Raw genomic sequence first — 23,039 nt, 5'->3', positions numbered from 1 at the left:
CGCCGAATGCGGTGGACGGCCGCGTTCACGGCCGTCCACCGCACGGACCCGCTGCTCGCCGGGTAGCCGGCGAGCGGACCCGGCGCTCGTCGGGTGACTAGCGCAGGGACTCGAGGGCGTTCGACCAGCTGACGACCTGGTCGAGCATCGTGTTGAGCCCGTCGAGGTGGATGTCGCTGGGCTTGAAGACGCTGAAGTTCTCGAAGTCGGTGAACAGGGAGAGCGCCACCTGCGAACGGACGTCGGCCATCTGCAGCTCACCGGCGATGAGACGCAGGTGCTCGACCGCGCGGGCGCCGCCCAGCGAGCCGTAGCTGACGAAACCGATCGCCTTGTTGTTCCACTCGGCGTACAGGTAGTCGATGGCGTTCTTCAGTACGCCGGACGTGGAGTGGTTGTACTCCGGCGTCACCATGACGAACCCGTCGAACGAGGCGATCTTGGCGGCCCACTCCTGGGTGTGCGGCTGGCTGTACTGGCCCAGCGACGGGGGCATCGCCTCGTCCAGGTGCGGCAGCTTGTAGTCGAGCAGGTCGACCAGCTCGAATGCGACGTCGGTGCGCTGCGACGCGATCTCGTGAACCCACTTCGCCACAGCCTCGCCGTTACGGCCCGGGCGGGTGCTGCCGATGATGATTCCGATTCTCGTCATGTCGTCGATCCTTAATCGTGCATGCGCGAATGCGCCGGATTTGTTTGACGAGTCAAGCATATGTTGATTGATGCGACAAGTAAATTTGGGTCCTCGGGAGCTTGGAGGAGGTGTGAGCCGCGGCACCCCGCGGGACCGCGTTCCGCGGCGGTCGCCGCGTCGGCCCTTCGGGGGGAGCGCTCCGGAGCCTCTCAGGAGCGAGGGCCCTGCAGTCGATGGAGCAGGCGGTAGGCCCGTTGTTCGGCCGCGGCGAGTTCGGTCGGGTCGATCTCGGCCGGCCACAGCTCACCGGCCGCGGTGTCGTCGGCTTCGCGGAGTTCCACGACCGACAGCGCCAGACGCACCTGGACGACGGGGAGCGCCGACGCCGCCGGCCCGCCTACCGGATCGCGCAGGGCCAGCTCCGCCTGCTCGGCGGCGCCCCTGCACGCGGCCAGCGCGCGCTCCACCCGTACCGCGGCGCGGTCGTCGACGATCAGCAGTGCGCACGCCAGTCCCACCACCATCCCCACGACGCTGCCCAGCACCCGGTCGAGGACCAGCTCTCCAGCGGGGGAGGGGGTGGCGAGATCACTCAGCAGCAGGGCGAGCGGGGTGAGGAAGACGACGGCGAGGGCGTAGTTGCGCGCCGCGCCGTACTCCAGCAGGAATTCCAGCACCACGATCACCAGCGCGAGCTGCACCGGCTCGAAGTGGGCGGCCAGCACGCCCAGTGCGAGCAGCAGTCCCAAGGCCGTGCCCAGCGTCCGTTGGACGGCGCGTTGGGCCGTGATGCGCAGGTTGACCGAATGCAGAACGGCGGCCGCGGAGATCGCCGCCCAGTATCCGTGCTCCAGATCCAGAACGGCGGCGACGCCCCCCGCCACGCCGGTCCCCAGTGCCATGCGCAGGGCGGGAACGGCCAATGCCGCCGGACGGTCCCGGCCGCCGGGGCGTCCGACGAGGAGTTCCGTCGCGCGCAGGACGGCGGCATCGCCCGGAGCCGCGGACACCCCCGCCGACGCGGTCGGCCGTTCGTTCCGTCCCTCGGCGGACGCCGCGGGTGACTCGTACCGGCGGAGCAGTTCGTGCACCACGAAGGGGACGCGGCGGCGCCGGTCGGTGAGCAGCCGGGCCTGCAGCCGCAGCTGCCGAGCAGCGGCGGCGGGGTCCGAAGGCGGCCGCCGTGACGAGCCGGTCAGCAGGGTCCACGACAGATCGGTCAGCCGCACGAAGAACGCGTCGCGGCCCGCCGGGGCCCGTCGCTCGCGCGCCGGAGGCGGCACCCCGAGGCAATGGTAGGCGTGGAGGACGGCCACCGTGGCCGCGTGCCGGGTCCGCCCGGGCGCGTCCGTGCCGACGGACGCCTCCAGGAGCGCGGCGAGTCCGCGCAGAGCCGTGGCCACCGCGAGGCGCTGCGGCCGGTCCGGATGGATCAGCCGGCCGGACACGGCCAGCAGCCAGGCGAACGCGGCGCCGGCCGCCGCGAGAGCGGTGTGGGGAAGGATCTCGGCGGCGGTGGTCGCGCCGTTGGCCGCCACCGCGAACGCGAACAGCAGCAGCACCGCGCCAAGACCGCTCAGCCGGGTGGCGTCGCAGACGAACTTCGCGAGCCCCGCGACGACGGCCGTCGCCGTGACGACCACCGCGGCGCCGGCTCCTCCGGCGCCGTCCGTACGCGCCCACGCCGCGAGCGCGGAACCGCACCCCACGCACGCCGTCATGGCCACGGCGACCAGCGCGAGGACGCGGGCGCGGCGGCCGTAGGGCAGATTGCGGCCGAACGTGGTGGTGAAGGAGCCCAGCATGGCGTAGACGGCGAGGTCGGGCCGGCCCGCCTGCACGATCGGCACACCGACCAGACCCATGGCCAGGCCCGCCCGCACGGCGAAGACGAGCGCCCCGTCCACGTCGTGCACGGTCAGGGCGCCGTGCGGGGAGAGCGCACGCCGGGCGCCCGCGGCCGCGTGCCGCCAGCCGCGCCAGGGCACACGAGGAGCGAATCGGCGCAGAAGCAACATAGGGCGTGTATACCCGCTCGGGCGGCTTCGCTCCGGTGAGGCTCGATTCCGCTCGAACGGTCCTCGCGCTCTTTCGCCCGGGACGCAGCAGGATGGGAAGAGGGTCCGATCGCTCCATAGGGAACGGGCCTTTCCGATTCACGTGAGCCGTATCGTTCGAGGAGGCCGCTCGTGGTGGAGTCGCAAGCCGTGATCGTCCCGCCGGCCAGGGCCGCCGTGTTCCTCGTGGCCGTGATCGCGCCGGGTCACGAGGACACCGTCCGTGACCTGCTGGAGGACGTCTCCGGGCTGCGCCGTTCGGTCGCCTTCCGCGCGCCTCACGACGAGCTGAGCTGCGTCGTCGGTATCGGATCGGCCGCCTGGGACCGACTGTTCGCCGGACCCCGTCCGCAGGGCCTCCACCCCTTCGTGGAACTGGCCGGTGAACACCACCGGGCCCCGGCCACCGCGGGAGACCTCCTCTTCCATCTGCGTGCCCGGCGCATGGACCTGTGTTTCGAACTGGCCCGCCTGATCACGGAGCGGCTGCGCGGTGCGGTCATGGTGGTCGACGAGGTCCACGCCTTCAAGTACTTCGACGAGCGGGACCTGCTCGGGTTCGTCGACGGAAGCGAGAACCCCGAAGGGCAGCTCGCGGCCGACTCGGTGTTCGTGGGCGACGAGGACCCCGACTTCACGGGGGGCAGCTACGTGATCGTGCAGAAGTATCTGCACGACCTGACGGCGTGGAACGTCCTGTCGTCGCAGGAACAGGAGCTGGTGATCGGGCGGACGAAGCTGGCCAACGTGGAGCTCTCCGACGACGCCAAACCCGCCGACTCCCACGTGGCGCTCAACACCATCACCGACGAGGAGGGCGACGAGCGCAAGATCGTGCGGGAGAACATGCCGTTCGGCAGCCTCGGGGAGGCCGAGTTCGGCACGTACTTCATCGGCTACGCACGCACACCGGACGTGACCGAGCAGATGCTGAGGAACATGTTCCTCGGCGACGCCCCGGCCGCCCACGACCGCATCCTCGACTTCTCGACCGCGATCACCGGGTGCCTGTTCCACGTGCCGACCGCCACCTTCCTCGACGACCTGCCCGACGCGCCCGGCGGCCCCGCGCCGTCGGACGGGTCGCTGGGGATCGGCAGCCTCAAAGGAGTCCGAACATGACCACGCCCGAGCGCGTCACCAACCTGCATCGCGAACTCGCCCCGATCACCCCCGCCGCGTGGGCCGAGATCGAGGACGAGGCCCGCCGCACGTTCCGCCGCAACCTCGCCGGCCGCCGGGTCGTGGACGTCTCCGGACCCGACGGGCCCGGGCTCGCGGCCGTGGGCACGGGCCATCTGTCCGGCATCGAGCGGCCGGCGGCCGGCGTCGACGCACGGCTGCGTGAGGCCCAGCCCCTGGTCGAACTGCGGGTGCCGTTCAGGGTGAGCCGCTCCGCGGTCGACGACATCGACCGCGGGTCCAAGGACTCCGACTGGCAGCCGGTCAAGGACGCGGCGCGCATCATGGCGTTCGCCGAGGACGCGGCCGTCTTCGACGGATACGCGGCCGCCCGGATCGACGGGCTGCGCGGGCGCACCTCCAACCCCGTCCTGCGGCTGCCCGCGGAACCGCGCGACTTCCCGGACACCGTCAGCAGCGCCGTCACCGCGCTCCGTCTGGCCGGTGTCCAGGGCCCCTACTCCCTGCTGCTGGGCGCCGAGCCCTACACGGCGGTCACCGAGACCTCCGACCACGGCTATCCCGTCGCCAGTCATATCGGACGCATCCTCGACGGTGAGCTGATCTGGGCGCCGGCCATCGAAGGGGGCTTCCTGGTGACCACGCGGGGCGGGGACTACGAGCTGCGGCTCGGCGAGGATCTCGCCGTGGGGTACACGGATCACGATGCCACCGACATCGAGCTGTACTTCCGCCAGACCCTGACCTTCCTGGTCTACACGGACGAAGCCGTGGTCGCCCTGGACCCGCCCGCGTCCGGGGGCACCGGGACGGTCTGACCCGGCCGGTCAGTCCGACAGCCGGCCGGGCACCCGGTCGGACGGCCGGTCCGAGCCGAGGGCGATCGTCCGGCGCGTCGACACCCCCGTCTTCGGCAGCCGGACGGTCAGCACCCCGTCGCAGAGATCGGCCCGGACCGCCTCGACATCCACGTCACCGGGAATCCGGATGCCGTAGGAGAACGAACCGGACCGGCGGCGCAGCGCGTGCCCGCGCGTCGATTCGTCGAGCGTTCCCTGGATGTGCAGTTCCCGCCCGTCGATCTCCACGCTCACGCACGCCCGCGCCACGCCGGGCAGTTCCGCGCGGACCTGGTAGGCGTCGCCCGCGTCCTCCTCCTCGGTCAGGGGCATCCAGTGGCGCGAGGATCCGGGCGAGGGCGCCGACCGTTCGAGCAGACGGCTGACCTCGCCCCACAGGTGCTCCAGTTCGGCCACCGGGTCGTGGCCGGTCGACCAGGCCGCCCGTACCGGACCTGATCGGGTGGTGTCCGTTCGTTCACTCATCACCATGTCTCCGGTCGTCGAGGGGCCCGGACCCCGGATACACCGACGGCGGTCGACCGCGCACGGCTCCCGGTCCGCGGATCGATCCTCTCCGGGGTGCCGGTGACGGGCAACTCGTCGCGTCCACGCCGGTCGCCGCCCGGTCTACGCCCTGTCTCCACGTGGTCTCCGTCCCGCCCGCGGCCGCCGTCGGAGCCCGGCGCCCACCCTCCGGTTGCGGTGCGGTGGGCATCGCGCTTGGGTGAGAAGGACCTGTCGCACCACCAGGACCTGCCATGCCGATGTCGTCGACCCCTCCCGACCCGTCCGATCCGTTCGGCGGAGCCCCGGACCGGTCCCACGGCATGCCGTCCGAGCCGGTGCACCGGCGGACGGAAGAGCCCCGACCGCACAGTACGTCGCGGCCGCACAGGCACTCCATGGCCCCGGTCGGCGGGGCGGGCACCCGTACGGCAGGGCGATGCCGTTTCCCGACACCCCGACATGGACGGTGCGCACGGGCGTACGGGCCCGGGCACCCTCCAGAGGAGGACCGACGCATGGCACACCACCACAAGTCCAATCGAGCGGTCGAGGGGAACCCGGATGACGGCCACAGCAGAGGGCTGCCCCGGCGCCCCGACCAGGACGATCTCGCCCAGCGGACACAGCGCGACCGCGAGGACGTCGATCTGCGGACGCGGAGGACACCGAGCCCGGAGGCCGATTACCGCGCCGAGCGGGACGAGATCGACCGTGAGGCGGGTACGGGCGAGATCCAGACGGGCCCGGGCCCCAGGAAGTCACGGCCGCCCTTCCCGCCGACTCGCTATCAGGGCTGAACCCCGCCCCCCTGATCACTCACTCCTGTCCTTCGGGCGCCTTCCCGAGGGACACCACCACCGCCGAGACCTTTCCGTCAGGTGTCTCGTACCGCAACGGGTCTCCGGCACGGCGGCCGAGGAGCGCGCGCCCGAACGGGCTGTCGGCCGTGACCAGCGTCTGGTCCAACTCCTCGGCCACGTCGCCGATCTGGAAGGTCTCCACCGTGGAGTCGGCGAACCGCACCGTGACCGTACTGCCCACACCGACCACATCGGTGGAGGGACGGCCCGCGTCGGCGGCCTGACCGAGTCGCGTGGTGATCTCCGAGATGCGGGCGTCGAGATGTTCGAGGTCGTTGGCGCGCTGCAACTCGTCGGCCTGGTCGGCGTGGTCACCGACCGTGTCGGTGCTCCGCAGGGTCGCGGCGACCGTCTGCCGTTCGACGCGGATGTCGGCCAGTTCCTGTTCGAGGGCGCGACGGGCGGCTTCGCTGATCGGCGCGGGTTCGCTGGTCATTGCTGCTCCTGAGGGATGGGCAGGGGAGGGTCGAGGTCGAGAACCGTCCGTCGTCCCCGACGTGGCCGTCCTTGCCGACGGCACCGTTCCTTCGGCCAGTGGTGTCGGTAGTGGTGGCGGTGGGCGGCGGGTGGGCCCGCGCGTGGTCACCGGAGGCGCGGGCGGCGCGCACGTCGGGCCGGGCGCGTGGCCGGGACGAGCCGTGTCTCAGGACCCGGACCCGGCCTCGGCGGCCGCCTCCCGGATGTCCTGACCACTGTGCTCCATCACCTCACCGAGGTCACCGATACCGGGGTCCAACTCCTCGGCGCGCGGCGCGATCCGCCGCAGACAGTCCGTCGTGGCCAGCGCGAGATCGACGGCCTTGTCCTTGTCGCCGTCACCGAGCAGTTCCTCGATCCTGAAGGCGATGCCGGCGAGCGTCTCGTCATCGGTCTCCGGTACGAGATAACCCTTGAGACCGGCCGGATAGGGCGTCTCCTCACGGTGTTCGCGCAGCGCGGTGACCACGGCGGTGCTCTCGCTGTACCGGTCGAGGAGGCCCATCAGGACGTAGAGACGGGCCACCAGGCGGGGCCGGCCGGGAAAGCGGTCGAGCCACGCCATGAGCTCCCGCTGTCCGCCGAGATGATCCGTGACCTGCGACATGATCGAGGCGAAGCTGTTCGGCTGCGACCAGTGGAAGGGCATCAACCCCGCCATCTGACCAGCGAGTTCCGCCTCGTCCTGCGGGGAGAGCGCGCCCTCGACGAAACCGCTGACCAGCGAGCGGTCGACACCGAATCCGGTGGGTGGTGTCCGGTGCTCCGAGGTGCCCGACAAGCCGTGGCGCAGGCGCAACAGTTCGTCGCCGATCTTGCTCAGCGGCTTCTCCCGCATGGATCCTCCCGGCCGTAGGCGCTCGTCGTCCGCGGGGGTGCTCCGCAGCCCGCACCAACACCCTGCCGCCCGGGACCGCGGCTCGCGCGTCCGTTGGCCCATGCGGGCTAGGGCTTTCTTCCGGAGCAGGCCGGCCCTCGGCTCGTCGCGTGGCCACAGGGACCTGACCACTCCGGTGACAGGGCGCTGACCTGGGGTGGAGCCGCTAGAGTGAGGATGTATGAGTATCTGGTCGCCGGTCTCAGCCCTGCCACGGCTCGCCTGCGCGGTGGTCGCCGGGGCGGCGACCGGTGCGGTGGTGGGCGTCACCGTCGACACCCCGCTGGGTGTTCTGGCGGGCATCGCCGCGACCGAAGCGCTCTTCGTGGTGGCGGGCTGGATCGTCCTGTGGCCGATGGACGCGGCGGCGACCCGGCGCCATGCACGACGTGAGGATCTGCGCCCCGTCGCCGAGGAGCTGGTGGTGATCGCGGCCGCGGTCTGCGGCCTGGTCGGCATCGTGGTGCTCCTGGTCGGCGACTCCGACCCCGTCCACGCCGCCACGGCCCTCGCCGGAGTGTTCACGGCCTGGGCCGCGCTCCACCTGATGTACGCCACCCGGTACGCCTACCTGTACTACCCGGAGTCCGTGGGCGGGATCGACTTCAACTCCGAACAGCCCCCGGCGTACCGGGACTTCCTCTACTTCAGTTACAACCTGGGGATGACCTACCAGGTCTCGGACACCAGCGTCTCGAGTCCGGCGATCCGGGCCATGGTGCTACGGCACTGTCTCCTGTCGTACGTCTTCGGCACCAGCATCCTCGCCACCGCCATCAACCTCGTCGTGGGCATCGTCACGCACTGAGCACTGTGTGACGAGCGGGGGATGGCCGCACGACGGACAGGTCCGTACGCGCGGACACCTCCTCTGCCGGAGGCGGCCGCGGGCGCCAGACATCCGGACGCGACAGGAAAAACGTGATGCCTCAACTCGTTGATGAAGATGTGCCGTTGGGCAGGTACCTCTGGTCAACTGCCGTACCGTACCCGCCTGTATCAGAGGTCCACCGTGATCCCCGACCAGACGTCGAGCCGAGGTGTCGTCCCTGATTCGTCCGGTCTGCGACCGCCGGAGGGTTTCCGCGGCCGTGTGCTGGACCAGGTTGTCCCCGAACGCGTTGCGCCGGGCGTCGAGCCGGCCGCACCGGCGGATCGCCGGGTCGGGCGCCCTGTGAAATGATGGTTGGCCGAAATGCCCCGAGCGTGTCAGGAGGCTGTCCATGTCCTCGAAGCGACGCCGGAAGAAGAAGGCCCGCCGTAAGCACGCGGCCAATCACGGGCGACGTCCGCAGTCCTGAATCCCCCGGAGCGGACCGACACGTGTGCCGGCGTGATGTCCCGGGCCCGGCGTCGACGGGCTCGGGACATCACAGTCGGACCACCACCAGGGCGATGTCGTCATGGGCTCCGTGGGCGAGACCGAGATCCGCGAGCAGGGTGTCCGCGAGGTGGTCCGGGCTCAGGGAACTGTGGCGCCCGAGCGCCTCGGTCAGCCGGGAGAGCCCCGCGTCGATGTCCTCGTCGCGGCGCTCGATGAGCCCGTCGGTGTAGAGGACGAGGGTGTCGCCGGGATTGTAGGGCTGGCCCGCCTGAGGGCGGGGAACGTGCTGGGGGCGTGCTCCGAGCGGCGGGTCCACGGCATCGTCCAGCAGCATGCAGGTACCGTCCGGGTGCACCAGGACGGGGGGCGGGTGCCCCGCGTTGCTGTAGATGATCAAGTGACTGCGAGGATCCACCATCGCCTTGACGACGGTGGTGTTCAGTGCGCCCTCCAGCGAGCGGGCGTACAGACCCAGCACCTCGAGTGCCTGGGCGGGCCGCTCCAGTGCGCGGATCGCCGCGCTCAGGGCGCTGCGCAGCATTCCCATGACCGCGGCCGCCTCCAGCCCGTGGCCCACGACGTCGCCGACCGCCACCGCGAAGCGGCCGTCCGCCAGGTCGACCACGTCGTACCAGTCACCGCACACGTTGAGCGAGCCGGCCGCGGGCAGGTAGCGCACCGCGACGTTCTGGTGCCGGGCGAGGTCCGGCGACTGCAGCATGGCCTCCTGCAGCGTGACGGCGACCTGCCGCTCGCGGGTGTGGGCGTTGCGCAGTTCGTCGTTGAGCCGTTGGAGTTCGCGCGCCCGGCCGTACAGTTCGGCCTCCAGGGCGTCGCGCTCCGTCAGACGCTTCTCGAAGCCCTTACCGGCGGCGCGGGCCCGGACGAACGCGGTCACGTCCTCCGCCCGGTGGATGATCCAGGCCACCTGGCCGTCCTGTCCGACGACCGGGGTGTTGATCGGCGACCACCACCGCTCCTCGAAGGTCCCCGGTCTGCCCGCGACCGCGATGTCATAGCGCTGCAGCGCCATCGTGTCCGGCGCGCGTGTGGTCAGTACCCGGTCGAGCGAGGCGCTCAGATTCCGCACGCCGTCGGCCTCGGGATCGTCGGGGTTGTCCGGGAAGGCGTCGAAGATGTGCCGCCCGAGCAGGTCCTCCCTGCCGCGGCCCGTCGCCTCCAGATAGGCCTGGTTGACCTCCACGATCACCAGGTCCCGGCCCACTACCAGATACGGACTCGGCATGGCGGCGAACAGGGACTCGTAGTCCATCCCCTGCATGTTCACCTCCTGCCTGCCCGTGCTCCGCTGCCCGACGTGCCCTTTCACGCTACGGTCCGCCCGCCCGGGGCGCTTCTCAGCCCCGCACCGGTCAGCGCGGCCCCGGGCGGGAGCGGGGCGATGGCGAGGGAGCGATCTCTCGCCGAGCTCGTCGCAAATTTGCGTCGGGTCATTCGGATTTTGCGCACACTCATAGACTTCCTACGTCCGCGCTTCTAGCCTTCTCGCGTCCGCGCACCCCCACGAACCCCGAAGGACGCATGACGGTGACTCCTTCCTCCAGACGCAGAACGCTGCAACGCGGCCTCTCGGCCTCGGTGTCGCTCGCTCTGGCCGCGGCCGGCGCGATCGCCGCCGTGGCACTCTCCGCTCCTGCCGCCTCCGCGGCCGGTGTCCCCGCCCCCTCACCGGTCGGTGTCTCCGGCCGGGGTGCCACTGTGCCGTTCAAGGAACAGGAGGCCGAGTACGCCGCGACGAACGGCACCCTGATCGGCCCGGACCGGCTGTACGGCCGACTGCCCTCCGAGGCCTCGGGCCGCCAGGCGGTGACGCTCGACGCGACCGGCGAGTACGTCGAGTTCACCCTGACGGCTCCCGCCAACGCCATGTCGTTCCGCTACTCGCTGCCCGACAACTCCGCCGGCACCGGCCGCAGCGCCACGATGGACCTCAAGGTCGACGGCAACCAGCTCAAGACCGTGCCGGTGACATCCAAGTACGGCTGGTACTACGGCGGTTACCCCTTCAACAACAACCCCGGCGACACCAACCCGCACCACTTCTACGACGAGACCAGGACCATGTTCGGCTCCACGCTGCCGGCGGGCAGCAAGGTGCGGCTGCAGGTCTCCTCCACCAGCGACTCACCGACGTTCACCATCGACCTCGCCGACTTCGAGCAGGTGGCCGCTCCCCTCGGCAAGCCGTCCGGAGCTCTCGACGTCGTCAGTGACTTCGGCGCCGACCCCACCGGCGCCTCGGACTCGACCGCCAAGATCCAGGCCGCGGTGGACGCCGGCAAGGCGCAGGGCCGGACGGTCTACATCCCGCAGGGCACCTACGACGTGCGTGACCACATCGTCGTGGACCAGGTGACCCTGGCGGGGGCGGGGCCCTGGTACAGCGTGCTGACCGGCCGTGACCCGTCGAACAGGGCCAAGGCCGTCGGTGTCTACGGCAAGTACGCCAACCAGGGCGGCAGCAAGAACGTCACCCTCAAGGACTTCGCCATCATCGGTGACATCCGCGAGCGGGTGGACGACGACCAGGTCAACGCCATCGGTGGCGCCCTGTCGAACTCGACCGTCGACGACGTGTGGATGCAGCACACGAAGTGCGGGGCCTGGATGGACGGCCCGATGGACAACTTCACCATCAAGAACAGCCGCATCCTCGATCAGACGGCCGACGGCGTCAACTTCCACATGGGCGTCACCAATTCGACGGTCACCAACACCTTCGTACGCAACTCCGGTGACGACGGACTGGCGATGTGGGCGGAGAGCGTGCCCAACGTCAAGAACAAGTTCACCTTCAACACCGTGGTCCTGCCGATCCTGGCCAACAACATCGTGACGTACGGCGGCAAGGACATCACGATCTCCGACAACGTCATGGCGGACACCGTCACCAACGGCGGCGGCCTGCACATCGCCAACCGCTATCCAGGCGTCAACTCCGGTCAGGGCACCGCCGTCTCGGGGACCATCACGGCGGCCCGCAACACCCTGATCAGAACCGGAAACAACGACTACAACTGGCAGTTCGGCGTCGGAGCCGTCTGGTTCAGCGGTCTCAACGAACCCGTCGACGCGACCATCAACATCACCGAAAGCGAGATCCTCGACAGCTCGTACGCCGCGATCATGCTGATCGAAGGGGCGACACGGGGGCTCCACTTCGATCACGTACGGATCGACGGAGCCGGTACCTACGCCCTGCAGATCCAGGCTCCCGGCACGGCGTCGTTCAGCGACGTCACCGCGACCCACATCGGCCAGCCCAACCCGATCCACAACTGCATCGGATCCGGGTTCGCGATCACCCGCGGCGCGGGCAACAGCGGCTGGTACGCCGATCCGCCGGTCTGTACCGGCACCTGGCCCGATCCGAAGTGGACCAACGGGGGAGTACCGGGCGGGGGCACACCGCCGCCGACGGACCCGCCCACCGACCCGCCGACCGAGCCGCCCACGGACGACACCGTCAACCTCGCCGAGAACCGGCCCGTCACCGAGACCAGTCACACCGACGTCTACCGTGCCGCCAACGCCGTCGACGGCAACGCCGACACCTACTGGGAGAGCGCGAACAACTCCTTCCCCCAGTCGGCCACGGTCGACCTGGGTGCCTCGAAGGCGGTGAAGCGTGTCGTCCTCAAGCTCCCCCCGGCGGCCGCCTGGGCCGCCCGCACCCAGACGCTCAGCATCCTGGGCAGCGCCGACAACAGCACCTGGACCACGCTCAAGGCTTCGGCGGGCTACACCTTCAGTCCGGGCAGCGGGAACACCGTGACCATCACCCTGCCCGGCTCCGCCTCCACCCGCTACCTTAGGGTCACCGTCACGGGCAACACCGGTTGGCCGGCCGCGCAGTTGTCGGAACTGGAGGCCTACACCGGCTAGTTCAACCACACCCTCGCCGAACCCGGGCCCGTCGGGGCGACGGGCGACCCACGGCCGAGCGGGGAGAGTGCCGGTCCTCGGCGCGGAGCGGCACTCTCCCATCTGCTCGAACTGTCCGACCCGTCCGACCCGTTCGGCCGGTCGGCCCCGGGTCAGGTCACCCGGCACTCCTGCGAGCCACGTAGACCGTGTTGGCCGCGGTCCCGCCCTGGAGCGGATTGTCGAAGTCGACCACGTGCGCGGAGGTCTCCACGAAGACCTCCGCGAGCACCGAAGCGAACTCGGCGTCCGGCGGGTCGTTCGACCACAGCGCGAACACGCCTCCTGGGAGGAGGAGTTCCGCCAGGGCCGCCAGCCCCTCCCGGCGGTAGAGCGCGGCGTGGCCGGGGTGCAGCACATGGCGCGGTGAGTGGTCGACGTCCAGCAGGATCGCGTGGAAACGGCGCCCGGGAGTCTCCGGGTCGAGCCCGCGCACCGCCCCGCCCGCCACGCCGTGCGCGTTCTCATCCGGCGGACCGTCCGCGGGTACCGGACCACCAGCCTCCGCGCTTCCCGCGGCCATGGCGAAGAAGTCCCCGCGCACCAGCCTGCACCGGGGGTCCGACACCAGGCCGGCGCCCAGCGGCACGAGCCCGCGGCGATGCCAGTCGATCACCTCGGCCAGCGCGTCGACCACGATCAGCGAACCCACTCGGGGGTCGTCCAGCGCGGCCCTCGCCGTGTACCCGAGCCCGAGTCCGCCCACGGCGACGTCGAGCGGGCCGTCGGGCAGTTCCGCCAGACCCAGCCGGGCGAGCTCGACCTCCCCTTCGGTGAAGAGGCTCGACATCAGGTACTCGTCGCCGAGTTTGACCTCGTACACATCCTCTCCCGACACCGGATGCCGGCGGCGACGCAGACTGATCTCGCCCATGGGCGTCGGCCGCCAGTCGATCTCCTCGAAACGTGCGCTCATCCGGTGTTCTTCTCCGCTTCCTGGTCCGCCGGCAGCGGGCCGTGGGGCCACGCCGCAGATACGTACCGTACTGGCCGGAACAGGATGCCCGCGCACGCCGGACACCGCCCGGGAGCGGGCCCGCCCAGGGGACGAGTCCACACAGGAGAGAGGCTCGTTCGCGGGACAGCGCCGTTCGCGGTGCGCGGGAGCCGTCGGAAGGAAGGACGCGGGGTGTCTCCTCCCACGCGTACGCCGGAGTTCCCTACCGCCCGCGCCGCGCGGAGACCGAGGCGACGAGCCACTCGGCCACCTGGACGGCCGACGGCATGGCGGCGATCTCGTCCCGTACCCGGTGCGCGGCGACGGTGAAGCCGGGGTCGGCGAGCAGGCGCCCGACCGCGGTGGTGACCGACGCGGGGTCCTGCCGCCCGGGAGGCAGGACGAGTCCGGCTCCCGCCGCCGCGAGGGGTTCCGCCTGCCGCTGCTGGGCCTCCGATCCGGGTACGACGACGGCCGGGATGCCTCTGGCCGCCGCGGCGAACGTGCTGCCCGAGCCTCCGTGGTGGACCACGGCCGAGACGTTCTCCAGCAGCTCCGCCGCAGGGGTGAAGGGGAGCAGTTCGACGCGGCCCGGTTCGAGGCCGGGGCCCTCGCCGGGATCGCCCGGCGTCGTGGCCACCAGATCGACGTCGAGGGTGCCCAGCGAACGAAGGACCGGGCCCAGGCCCGCCGTTGCCCCGGCAGCGTGAGGGAGTCCGACCAGCACCCGCGGGCGGTCACCCACCGGTGCGCGGCGTGCTCGCGTCGGGCCCGCCGGGCCTTCGTGAGGTTCGGGCCGCAGCGCGATCCGCTCGCGTGGCGATAGCGCACCGCGGCGCTGCAGACTCGGCGGGCAGAGGTCCAGCAGCCAGCGGCCGGACGGCACACGGGACGGGAGTTCGAGACCGCGTTCGAGGCAGCGCGTGCGCGCCGCTGCCGTGAGGGCTTCCGTGACGTCCGGCTCCAGCGCGGGGTCGGTGGCTACTGCGGCTGACGGCAGCTTGAGCACGGCCGCGACGAGCGGCCCCACGAAGTCCAGGTGCTCATGGAGGATCAGGTCGGGCTCCCAGTACCGCGCGGCCGCCAGCGCCTCGTCGAGGGAGAGGTCGACACGTGCTCCGGCGAAGTACGCGCCGACCAGCTGGGACGTCGGGCTGAACAGGATGTCGGCGCCGGTTCTGCGGGCGACTTCGCCGGTCACCTCCTCCGCGGAGGGTCCGGACAGCAGCAGCTCGAAATCCTCCGGCGCGAGCCACGGGGCCATGACCTCGGCGGTGGAGAATGCGACGGTGTGCCCCTGTCCGCGCAGTGCTCGCGCCAGCGGGAACTGGGGGAGGAGATGGGCGACCAACGGATTGCTGAAGAAGAGAACGCGCACGGTGGAAAACCTTCCTACGTGACTCGGTCCTGGGCCGGGTCCGCCGTGGCCGGCCCGCTGTTCCCCCGCCCCAGCGGGCCGGCCCGTCCGGCGCCGCCGTCCCGTCGCCCCAGCGGGCCGGCCCGTCGCCCGCTGACCCGAGGCAAGCGACGCGGACCGGGTGCCGGTCCGCCTCGGTGAACGGCGGTGACGTCGCCCGGAGGCACCGGGCGGATCGGTGGTGGTCGGCATCCCCGCCGGGTGCGCGAGGACGCCCGGACGCCTGAAGACCGTCGTCGGCGGCCTTGGCGTCGAGTTCGCCGGACCTTGACGGGAACCCCCGGATTCCCTGCCGCGTGCGCGGCCGATCGGGCTGTCGCACGTGACACGACGGGTGAGGATCCGCCGGAACCGGCGGGCCGTACCGAAGGGATCGAGGAGCGAAGTCACACATGTACTTGTCGATGCAAGTAAGTACACCAGAGGATCGCCGTGTGACGCAAACAGGCCGTCGCGACGTCGGGGCACCCTGGCGGATGTACAGCTCCTCCGTGTCGCGGCGGCCTCGATGGGGCTTCGGGGCGGCGGGTGTGTCGCGGTGTGGGCCGTCGCCGTCGGCGCCTCCGACAGTAGATACGTGTCGAAACGTATGAGCAGAATCGCCGCCGTCCGCTCACACAACTTGCACGGTCAACCTTCGAATGATCTACTTAGTTGCCGAAGCAAGGATCTTGGGCGCGGTGCGGGAAAACGTCAGGTTCCTGACGTGGCGGTATCCGCCCCACGTGACCTTTCGGCCGTCCGCACGACCCTCGTGGACCGGATTCCGCGCCGGAACCGGTCCGTCGACCCCGCCGTCCCACGAGCACGGGCAGACCCACCTACCGTCTGTCCCGTTCGTCCGTCCGCCTGCCTGTCGATCGATCATCGGTACGAGCGGGGACGCACCGCGGGGAGCAGTACGAAACGAGCCGCCAAGGCCTTGCGGCACCTCGCCCCCCTCAGCCCGGGCCATGCCGCGCACGCATGGCCGGGCATGTCCCCACCCGGGAGCCTTCACGGCTCCGACGGGCGCCTCGTCGCGCCCTCACACCGAAACAGGACACGCATTCCCATGGCAGACACGACCAGGCGGTCGCTCCTCGGCATGGCCGGCTTCACCACGGCGGCCGTCGCCGTCGGCGGTGCCGGCCTCCTCAAGGGCAACAACTCGACGAACGAGAAGCCGGTGGCGGCCGACATCCTCGAGGGAGCCGGAGAACCGACCTCCACCCATCTGACACCGTTCAAGGACCCACTGCGCATTCCCCCGACGCTGCGGCTCCGCGGCGACGACATCACGGAGATCGATCTCGTCAGCGCACGTGTGCGTCTGCACTCCCAGATGCCGTCCACTCGTCTGTGGACCTACGCGGGCCACTTCCCCGGCCCCACCCTCGAGGCCCGCGGCGGACAGAAGGCGCGCGTCGCCTGGAACAACAAGCTGACGGGCACCACACCCGTCAAGGCGGTATGGGTGCACCCGGAAGGCCCCGGACCAGGACTGCTTCCCTACAACCGTCCCGGCTCCGAGGGCGGGTTCGCCCGGCCCGAGGTCGACGCCCTGACGGCGTGGACGACGGTCCACGTGCACGGCGGACACCAGAACGCCCTCAGTGACGGCGCCGCCGAATACGGAGTGACCGCGGGCGACGGGCAGTTGGCCGAGTACGCCAACGACCAGGAGGCGGCGCACCTCTTCTACCACGACCACGCCATGTCCGTGACCTCGTTGAATGTCGCCGCCGGACTCATCGGCAACTACATGGTGCGCGACAAGGAGGAGGCCCGTCTCGACCTGCCGCGGGGCGACCACGAGATTCCCCTCACCCTCCAGGACGTCAACTTCGAGACGGACGCCAAGGGGCGGCTCACCGGGCAGATCCTCGTCAAGCGCATCATCGGCGGCCCCGACGCGCCGATGCCCGGCGCGATCCCCCCGGCGCTCGCCACGCTCAACCCCTTCACGATGGTCAACGGGGTCGTCTGGCCGTATCTCGACGTGGAGGCACGAGCCTACCGGCTGCGTCTGGTGAACGTCTCCGGCGCTCGTGTCTACCGCCTGGCCGTCGTCGACGAGGACACCGGCAAGCTCGTCCGGGGCGTCATGAAGCTGGTCGGCACCGACCTGGGTCTGCTGGGCAGGCCGCAGACGATCGCCGAGACACTGTCGCTCTCCCCGGCGGAACGCGCCGACGTCGTCATCGACTTTGCCGCTTTCGCCGGCAGGCGGCTCAAGCTCGTCAACACGATCGAGGGCCAGGCCGTGGGCGCGGCGCTTCCCGACTTCATGATCCCGTTCCCGGAGGTCATGCAGTTCCGTGTCGAGAACCGGCTTCGCGCCGCGTACACGGTGCCGACAACGTTGTCACCCACCTTCCGGAAGATCACCGCGGCCGATGTGCCGCACGGCGCCACCGAGCGCTTCGTCGTGCTCTCCTTCGACAGGACCGGTGCCATGCCGCAGCTGTGGGAGATGCGGGAGGTCGCGGCCGACACGGCATCCGGCAGCGGGATCGTGAAGATCGACATGCCCGGCGGGACCAGGACGCTGCGGCGGACGGGGACCATGTTCGAGGACACCACGTCGTTCTTCGCGGCGTCCGGTACCTGGGAGAAGTGGCACTTCGTCAGCGTCGCGCCGGCCGGGGTGCCCATCTATCATCCGATGCACATCCACCTGATGAACTTCCAGGTCGTGGACCGGAGAACGGTGGACGGCTCCGGCATGGACTTCGCCGCCGGGCGGACGACGAAGCCGATCACCCTGGGTGCGGCCGTGCCGGTCGCACCCGAGGAGTCCGGCTGGAAGGACACCATCACGGTCAACGCCAACACCCTGGTCACGGTCGCCGGACGGCTGGCGAGGCAGACCGGCAAGGTGATGTACCACTGCCACATCCTCGACCACGAGGACGAGGGCATGATGCGTCCCTTCGTGATCATGCCTCCGGCCGTCCACGGCATCCACGACATGTTGATGGGGATGAACGGTGACATGGGGATGAGCGCGAAGGAGCCGGGGCACTCCGGCATGAAGATGTAGAGGGCCGGGTGGACAGGGCCGCTCCACAGGTTCTCGTGACGGGGCGGCCTGCTCCCGGTCGTCCGGCCGGGAGCAGGGTCCGGGACATGCCGACACCGGCATACGTATCCGCGCGGAGGGCGGAGACATGTGCGCATGCCATGGCCGCGGACACGGAAACCCTGCCCGCCGTGGCGGCGGACGCCGGGACCGTGCCGTGGCCGCCTCGGTCCGAGCTGTTGTCCATGCGGCCCGGGGCCGGGGCCGAACGTGACCGCGGCCTCCTCGGTCCCGACGCGGCGGAACGCGGTCCGCGCCTGCTCGTAGGCTGAACGTCGACGTCCCCGGATCCTGGAAGGAACCATCGAGATCATGCGCGTTATCGCGGCCCGCGGCCCGGCGGAGGTCTTCGGATGACCGGCACCCAGGACGCCCGGGCGGCCACCGGCACCGACGACTCCGTCCTCCTGCGCACCGAGGGACGCGCGGCGTACCTCACGCTCAACCGGCCCCGGGCGATCAACGCCCTCACCCACACCATGGTGCGCCACATCGACTCCGCGCTCACCGCCTGGGAACACGACCCGGCCGTGCGGGCCGTCGTGGTGACCGGTGCGGGGGAGCGGGGTCTGTGCGCGGGCGGCGACATCCGGGCCATCCACGACGACGCCCGGCACGGGGACGGCACGGCCTCGACGGCCTTCTGGCGGGACGAGTACCGGCTCAACGCCCGTATCGCGCGCTACCCGAAACCGTATGTCGCCGTGATGGACGGCATCGTCATGGGCGGCGGTGTCGGGGTCTCCGCCCACGGCGGCGTACGGATCACCACCGAGCGTTCCCGGATCGCGATGCCCGAGACGGGCATCGGCTTCGTTCCGGACGTGGGCGGCACCTTTCTCCTCGCCCGCGCGCCCGGCGAACTCGGCACCCATCTGGCACTGACCGGAAACGCGGTCGGCGCGGGTGACGCCCTGCTGTGCGGACTGGCCGACCACTTCGTGCCGTCCGACTCCCTGCCGCGGCTGCTCCAGGAGCTCGCGCACGCGCCGGTACGGGAGGTGCTGGACCGTCACGCCGGGGCCGCGCCGGCCGGAGTGCTCGCGGAGGCACGGCACTGGATCGACGCCTGCTACTCCGCCGACACCGTCGAGGAGATCGTCGCCCGCCTGCAGGACCACGGGGACGGCGCGGCCAAGGAGGCGGCCGAGACCCTGCTCACCAGGTCACCCACCGCGCTCAAGGTCACTCTCGCCGCGATGCGCGCGGCCCGCGGCGCCAGTTCCCTGGAGAAGGTGCTCGACCAGGAGTACCGCGTCTCCTGCGCGGCACTCACCCGGCCCGACTTCGTCGAGGGGGTCCGCGCCCAGCTCATCGACAAGGACCGCGACCCCCGCTGGTCACCGGCGACGCTCGCCGAGGTCACCGACGCGGACGTAGCCGGCTTCCTCGCGCCGATCGGCGCGCGTGAACTCGGCCTCTCCCGCGCCGACTTCCCGGGTGAGGCACCTCGGTGACCGAGCCGCCGGGTGCGACAGACCGGGGCAGGGCATGCTCCGCGCCGACCGTCCCGCCGACCGGCGTGGGGTGACCATGCCGCCCCACGCCGACGGGGCTCGTCCCGAACGGCGCACCCCCGGCGTGGAGTTCACGGCCACCGGACGGAGACAGGCATTCAGCTCCGCGACGGAGGGGCGGGCGGCCCGCTCCGCCGACCGCTGACCCACAGGTCACGGCGGTCCGCGCCGCCCGGCGAGACGAAGATCACGGCATAGGGGACGGTCTTGGCCGTGAACCCGGCACGCGGTACGGTCAGTGCGATATCGACGACGGCATGGCGGAAGCCGGTGGAAATCCGGCACGGTCGCGCCACTGTGAACGAGGTCCCCGTTCCATGGGGATCTCTCAAGTCAGACCCGCAGCTGTCGTCCTGTGCACCACCGAGATGGGACGCGAACTCCCGAGGAGGTCCTGCCATGGCGCAGACCGTCGCTCCGCCGACAGCCACCCCGATCCCCGCCAAACTGCCGATCGGCACGATCGTGCCCTGGGCGGTCTTCTTCGGCATCCTGATGCTGGTCCTGCTCTACTTCGTCGGCGCCGAACAGGGCGCCACCGCCGTCGTCTCCGGCGAGGACGTTCACGAGTGGGTGCACGACGCCCGCCACCTTCTCGGCTTCCCCTGCCACTGACGAGGGACACCGCGCACCCATGAACTCCGCAACCGTCAGAAACCTTCTGGTGCGGGGCATGCTCGCCGGCCTCGCCGCCGGTGTGCTGGCCCTCGTCGTCGCCTACTTCCTGGGTGAGCCCAGCGTCGACGACGCCATCGGATTCGAAGAGGCCCATGCCCCGGCACACGGCCACGAGGTCGAGATCGTCAGCCGTAGCCTGCAGTCCACCGGTGGTCTCGCCACCGGTGTGCTGATCTACGGGGTCGCCTTCGGTGGCATCGCCGCCCTCGCGTACTGCTTCGCGCTCGGCCGCGTGGGCCGTTTCAGCCCGCGCGCGACGGCGCTGCTGCTGTCCGGCTGCGCGCTCGTCGCCGTGTACGTCGTGCCGTTCCTGAAGTACCCGGCCAATCCGCCGTCCGTCGGCGACCCCGACACCATCGGCAAGCGCACGACGCTGTACTTCCTGATGATGGTGCTCAGTGTCCTGCTCGCGATCGCCGCGGTGATCCTCGGCAAGCGACTCGCACCCCGATGGGGCAACTGGCACGCGACCGTCGCCGCGGTCGTCTTCTTCGCGCTCGTGATCGGGATCGCCTTCGCGGTCCTTCCGGTCATCAACGAGGTGCCGAAGGACTTCCCGGCCACCCTGCTGTGGCGGTTCCGTACCTCGGCTCTCGCCATCCAGATCACGCTGTGGACCGGATTCGGCCTGGTCTTCGGCGAGTTGGCGCAGCGTCTGCTGGTCCCGCGGCCGGCGGCCGTTCCGGCGGGGGCAACTCCCGTACCGCACTGACACCTTCGACCCGAGTCGACGCACCGGGAGGACCGCCGAGGCATCGGCGGACGACCCCGCGCGGAGGGCCCCCGGTACCGTCCGGGGGCCCTCCGGCGTTGTTGCCGAGCGTCTCCGCGCAGTCCGGCGAGAGGGTGCGGATGGGTGGGCACTCGCGACAGCGGACGACCCGTGACCGGCTCACGGGTCCCAGTGGGCCCCGGTCCATGAGGTGCCGGGGCGGGGCCTGTTGGTCCCCCGGACGGCGTCCGCGGCGGTTCTCACACCTCACCAGCGGGTCGTGGTGCGGAGCGCGAACCCGCCCTTTGCGGCGGTCGCACCATCGTCACGGCTCGATCGTGCCGACGCCGGGCGGCAGCGGCGCGTCGTCACGCGGTGTGGAGTGCGGGGGGCAGCGGGGACGTGGCGCACCCGCCGAACCGCCTCGGACGCGTGTGCCTGCTCGACGGGCCGTTCCTGTGGGCTCCTGTTCGGCTCCTGTGGTGACGAGCGACTGCTCGGGACGACGGACGTCGACGAACAAACCTGAGCCCGTGGGCAGTTGGGTCGCACCACTGTCCACGAGGGTCTTGGCGACCAGAGCCCGCCGTCCTCGTCAGGTCGGGTCTGCGGGCGGCGACACGGCCGTCGGTCGGAGACGACGACTTAGAGGTCCTAACAAAGGCGTTGGACGTGGCGGTGGGTGATGAGGCAGGTGGCGAGGCCGAGGAAGGCTTCGTGGATGTCGTCTCGTCGTTCCCAGCGGACGCGTAGGCGGCGGAAGCCGTGCAGCCAGGCGATGGTCCTCTCGACGACCCAGCGGAAAACGCCCAGGCCGGAGCCGTGTTCCACACCTCGTTCGGCGATGACCGGGCGAATGCCGCGGTCCCATAGCAGGCGGCGGTACTTGTCGTGGTCGTAGCCGCGGTCGGCGAGTAGTGCGTCGGGGCGGCGTCTGGGCCGGCCGACGCGTCCGGCCACGGCCGGAACCTTGTCCACCAACGGGAGCAACTGCGTGACGTCGTTGCGGTTTCCGCCGGTCAGCGACACGGCGAGGGGGATGCCTTGGGCGTCGGTCAGGACGTGGTGCTTGCTGCCTGGTCGTGCGCGGTCGACCGGGCTGGGTCCGCTTTTGGGCCGCGTCGGGCTGCCCTGACATGGGAGGAGTCGATCACCGCCCGCGACCAGTCCAGCTTGTCCTTCGACCGCAGCTTCTTCAGCAGCACAAGATGCAGCGCGTCCCAGACTCCGGCCTCGTTCCAGGCGGCCAGACGCCGCCAGCAGGTCATGCCCGAGCCGAAGCCCAACTCCTGCGGCAGGTACTCCCATTGGATCCCGGTGTGCAGGACGAACAGGATCCCGCACAGGGCCTGCCGGTCCGGCACACGCGGTCTGCCCTCCGCCAGCTTCGGTGCCGGCACGGGCAACAACGGTTCGATGAGCGACCACAGTTCATCCGACACGATCCACGGTCGCGACTGACGCTTTCCCACGACCAGACCAACGACCATCCCAACCGAAAGTCACATGATCAACAGCTTCTGTTAGGGCCTCTTACGCGGATGCGGCACCCCGGTCGACACGGGGGCGGGAACCGCCGGGCCCCGAGCGGCGACACGGTGGAGGGACAGCGGTTCCGCGACGGCACCTCGGCGCAGCTGTGCGGCGATCCGTGTGGATGTCGGCAGTGGGGCTCGGTACGGCGGCAGGCAGTCCGTGCGGTGGCCGAAAGACCGGCCGACGGGGGCAGCCGGCGTCGGTCCGGTGTGGGACGCCGCCGACTGGCCGCCTTGTGCCGCGCCTCCTCCCGGCTGCCGTTCGAGGAGCGACGAGAACGGGGGTCCGTTCGGCCGCCTGTACCCGGTGGCCTGTCGCGTGCCGTGAGCACACGCCACGGACACAGTCGATGTGCCGACAGCCGAACTCGGCCTGTGGGCCGGGGATGTCGCCCGGTGGGCCGAGGGGCGGGCGGCTCGGGAATCGTCGTCGAGCGGTCGGGCGGGTGCCCGCACCGCCGGTGATGTCGCCGGTCGTCACCTGTCGCACGGATGCTCCCTCCCCAGGATCAG

Annotated in this window: 18 protein-coding genes and 1 riboswitch; of the genes, 9 read left to right on the top strand and 9 right to left on the bottom strand. The window is 70.7% G+C overall.

The window, feature by feature from the left end; all coding sequences use genetic code 11:
• Positions 1 to 97 precede the first annotated feature (97 nt).
• Complete coding sequence (locus tag OG776_RS03190) at positions 98 to 652, bottom strand: NADPH-dependent FMN reductase (RefSeq protein ID WP_148009899.1); 555 nt, start codon at positions 650 to 652, stop codon at positions 98 to 100.
• 191 nt (positions 653 to 843) lie between these two features.
• Complete coding sequence (locus tag OG776_RS03185) at positions 844 to 2,652, bottom strand: FUSC family protein (RefSeq protein ID WP_329318724.1); 1,809 nt, start codon at positions 2,650 to 2,652, stop codon at positions 844 to 846.
• 171 nt (positions 2,653 to 2,823) lie between these two features.
• Between OG776_RS03185 and OG776_RS03180 the strand changes: the two genes are divergently transcribed.
• Positions 2,824 to 3,813, top strand: coding sequence for a Dyp-type peroxidase (locus tag OG776_RS03180; RefSeq protein ID WP_329318722.1), 990 nt, complete (start codon positions 2,824 to 2,826; stop codon positions 3,811 to 3,813).
• A complete protein-coding gene (locus tag OG776_RS03175) occupies positions 3,810 to 4,652 on the top strand; it encodes a family 1 encapsulin nanocompartment shell protein (protein WP_329318720.1) in 843 nt (280 codons plus the stop codon). The genes OG776_RS03180 and OG776_RS03175 overlap by 4 nt, the downstream gene beginning before the upstream one ends.
• Positions 4,653 to 4,661: 9 nt before the next feature.
• Here OG776_RS03175 and OG776_RS03170 read toward each other — a convergent pair whose 3' ends face one another.
• A complete protein-coding gene (locus OG776_RS03170) occupies positions 4,662 to 5,159 on the bottom strand; it encodes an Hsp20/alpha crystallin family protein (protein ID WP_148009896.1) in 498 nt (165 codons plus the stop codon).
• A 539-nt stretch (positions 5,160 to 5,698) separates the two neighbouring features.
• On the opposite strand from OG776_RS03170, the gene OG776_RS03165 reads away from it, so the two are divergent.
• Positions 5,699 to 5,980 (top strand): hypothetical protein, encoded by a 282-nt coding sequence (locus OG776_RS03165; protein WP_329318717.1) that lies wholly within the window; start codon positions 5,699 to 5,701, stop codon positions 5,978 to 5,980.
• Between the two features lie 19 nt (positions 5,981 to 5,999).
• Here OG776_RS03165 and OG776_RS03160 read toward each other — a convergent pair whose 3' ends face one another.
• The gene (locus OG776_RS03160; RefSeq protein ID WP_148009894.1) at positions 6,000 to 6,479 is read right to left on the bottom strand and encodes a GreA/GreB family elongation factor; all 480 of its coding nucleotides are present in this window, start codon (positions 6,477 to 6,479) and stop codon (positions 6,000 to 6,002) included.
• A gap of 207 nt (positions 6,480 to 6,686) precedes the next feature.
• Complete coding sequence (locus tag OG776_RS03155; RefSeq protein ID WP_148009893.1) at positions 6,687 to 7,358, bottom strand: hypothetical protein; 672 nt, start codon at positions 7,356 to 7,358, stop codon at positions 6,687 to 6,689.
• Positions 7,359 to 7,578: 220 nt separating this feature from the next.
• Between OG776_RS03155 and OG776_RS03150 the strand changes: the two genes are divergently transcribed.
• The gene (locus OG776_RS03150) at positions 7,579 to 8,205 is read left to right on the top strand and encodes a DUF1345 domain-containing protein (RefSeq protein ID WP_148009892.1); all 627 of its coding nucleotides are present in this window, start codon (positions 7,579 to 7,581) and stop codon (positions 8,203 to 8,205) included.
• A gap of 562 nt (positions 8,206 to 8,767) precedes the next feature.
• On the opposite strand, the gene OG776_RS03145 is transcribed toward OG776_RS03150, so the two are convergent.
• Complete coding sequence (locus OG776_RS03145) at positions 8,768 to 10,003, bottom strand: PP2C family protein-serine/threonine phosphatase (protein ID WP_148009891.1); 1,236 nt, start codon at positions 10,001 to 10,003, stop codon at positions 8,768 to 8,770.
• Between the two features lie 260 nt (positions 10,004 to 10,263).
• On the opposite strand from OG776_RS03145, the gene OG776_RS03140 reads away from it, so the two are divergent.
• Positions 10,264 to 12,627, top strand: a complete 2,364-nt coding sequence (locus tag OG776_RS03140; protein ID WP_329318712.1) for a discoidin domain-containing protein — start codon at positions 10,264 to 10,266, stop codon at positions 12,625 to 12,627.
• A 157-nt stretch (positions 12,628 to 12,784) separates the two neighbouring features.
• On the opposite strand, the gene OG776_RS03135 is transcribed toward OG776_RS03140, so the two are convergent.
• Positions 12,785 to 13,582 carry a spermidine synthase gene (locus OG776_RS03135; protein ID WP_148014962.1) on the bottom strand — a complete coding sequence of 266 codons (798 nt, stop codon included), beginning with the start codon at positions 13,580 to 13,582 and terminating at the stop codon, positions 12,785 to 12,787.
• 244 nt (positions 13,583 to 13,826) lie between these two features.
• Positions 13,827 to 14,981 carry a glycosyltransferase gene (locus tag OG776_RS03130; protein ID WP_329318708.1) on the bottom strand — a complete coding sequence of 385 codons (1,155 nt, stop codon included), beginning with the start codon at positions 14,979 to 14,981 and terminating at the stop codon, positions 13,827 to 13,829.
• Between the two features lie 1,093 nt (positions 14,982 to 16,074).
• Between OG776_RS03130 and OG776_RS03125 the strand changes: the two genes are divergently transcribed.
• The 4 genes from OG776_RS03125 (at position 16,075) to OG776_RS03110 (ending at position 20,991) form a co-directional block, all read left to right on the top strand.
• A complete protein-coding gene (locus tag OG776_RS03125) occupies positions 16,075 to 18,045 on the top strand; it encodes a multicopper oxidase family protein (RefSeq protein WP_329318707.1) in 1,971 nt (656 codons plus the stop codon).
• 392 nt (positions 18,046 to 18,437) lie between these two features.
• Complete coding sequence (locus OG776_RS03120; RefSeq protein WP_148014964.1) at positions 18,438 to 19,541, top strand: enoyl-CoA hydratase/isomerase family protein; 1,104 nt, start codon at positions 18,438 to 18,440, stop codon at positions 19,539 to 19,541.
• A 278-nt stretch (positions 19,542 to 19,819) separates the two neighbouring features.
• A riboswitch (cobalamin riboswitch) is annotated at positions 19,820 to 19,965 on the top strand.
• Between the two features lie 35 nt (positions 19,966 to 20,000).
• Positions 20,001 to 20,216, top strand: coding sequence for a CbtB domain-containing protein (locus OG776_RS03115; RefSeq protein WP_148014965.1), 216 nt, complete (start codon positions 20,001 to 20,003; stop codon positions 20,214 to 20,216).
• Between the two features lie 19 nt (positions 20,217 to 20,235).
• Positions 20,236 to 20,991, top strand: a complete 756-nt coding sequence (locus tag OG776_RS03110; protein ID WP_148014966.1) for a CbtA family protein — start codon at positions 20,236 to 20,238, stop codon at positions 20,989 to 20,991.
• 654 nt (positions 20,992 to 21,645) lie between these two features.
• Here OG776_RS03110 and OG776_RS03105 read toward each other — a convergent pair.
• A protein-coding gene (locus OG776_RS03105) for an IS5 family transposase (protein WP_329318703.1) occupies positions 21,646 to 22,481 on the bottom strand; the annotation gives its coding sequence in 2 pieces (ribosomal slippage) (positions 21,646 to 22,103 and positions 22,103 to 22,481; 837 coding nt in all).
• Between the last annotated feature and the right edge of the window lie 558 nt (positions 22,482 to 23,039).

Source organism: Streptomyces sp. NBC_01689 (assembly GCF_036250675.1).
Lineage (GTDB): Bacteria > Actinomycetota > Actinomycetes > Streptomycetales > Streptomycetaceae > Streptomyces.
This window is presented reverse-complemented; position numbering and strand designations above follow the sequence as displayed.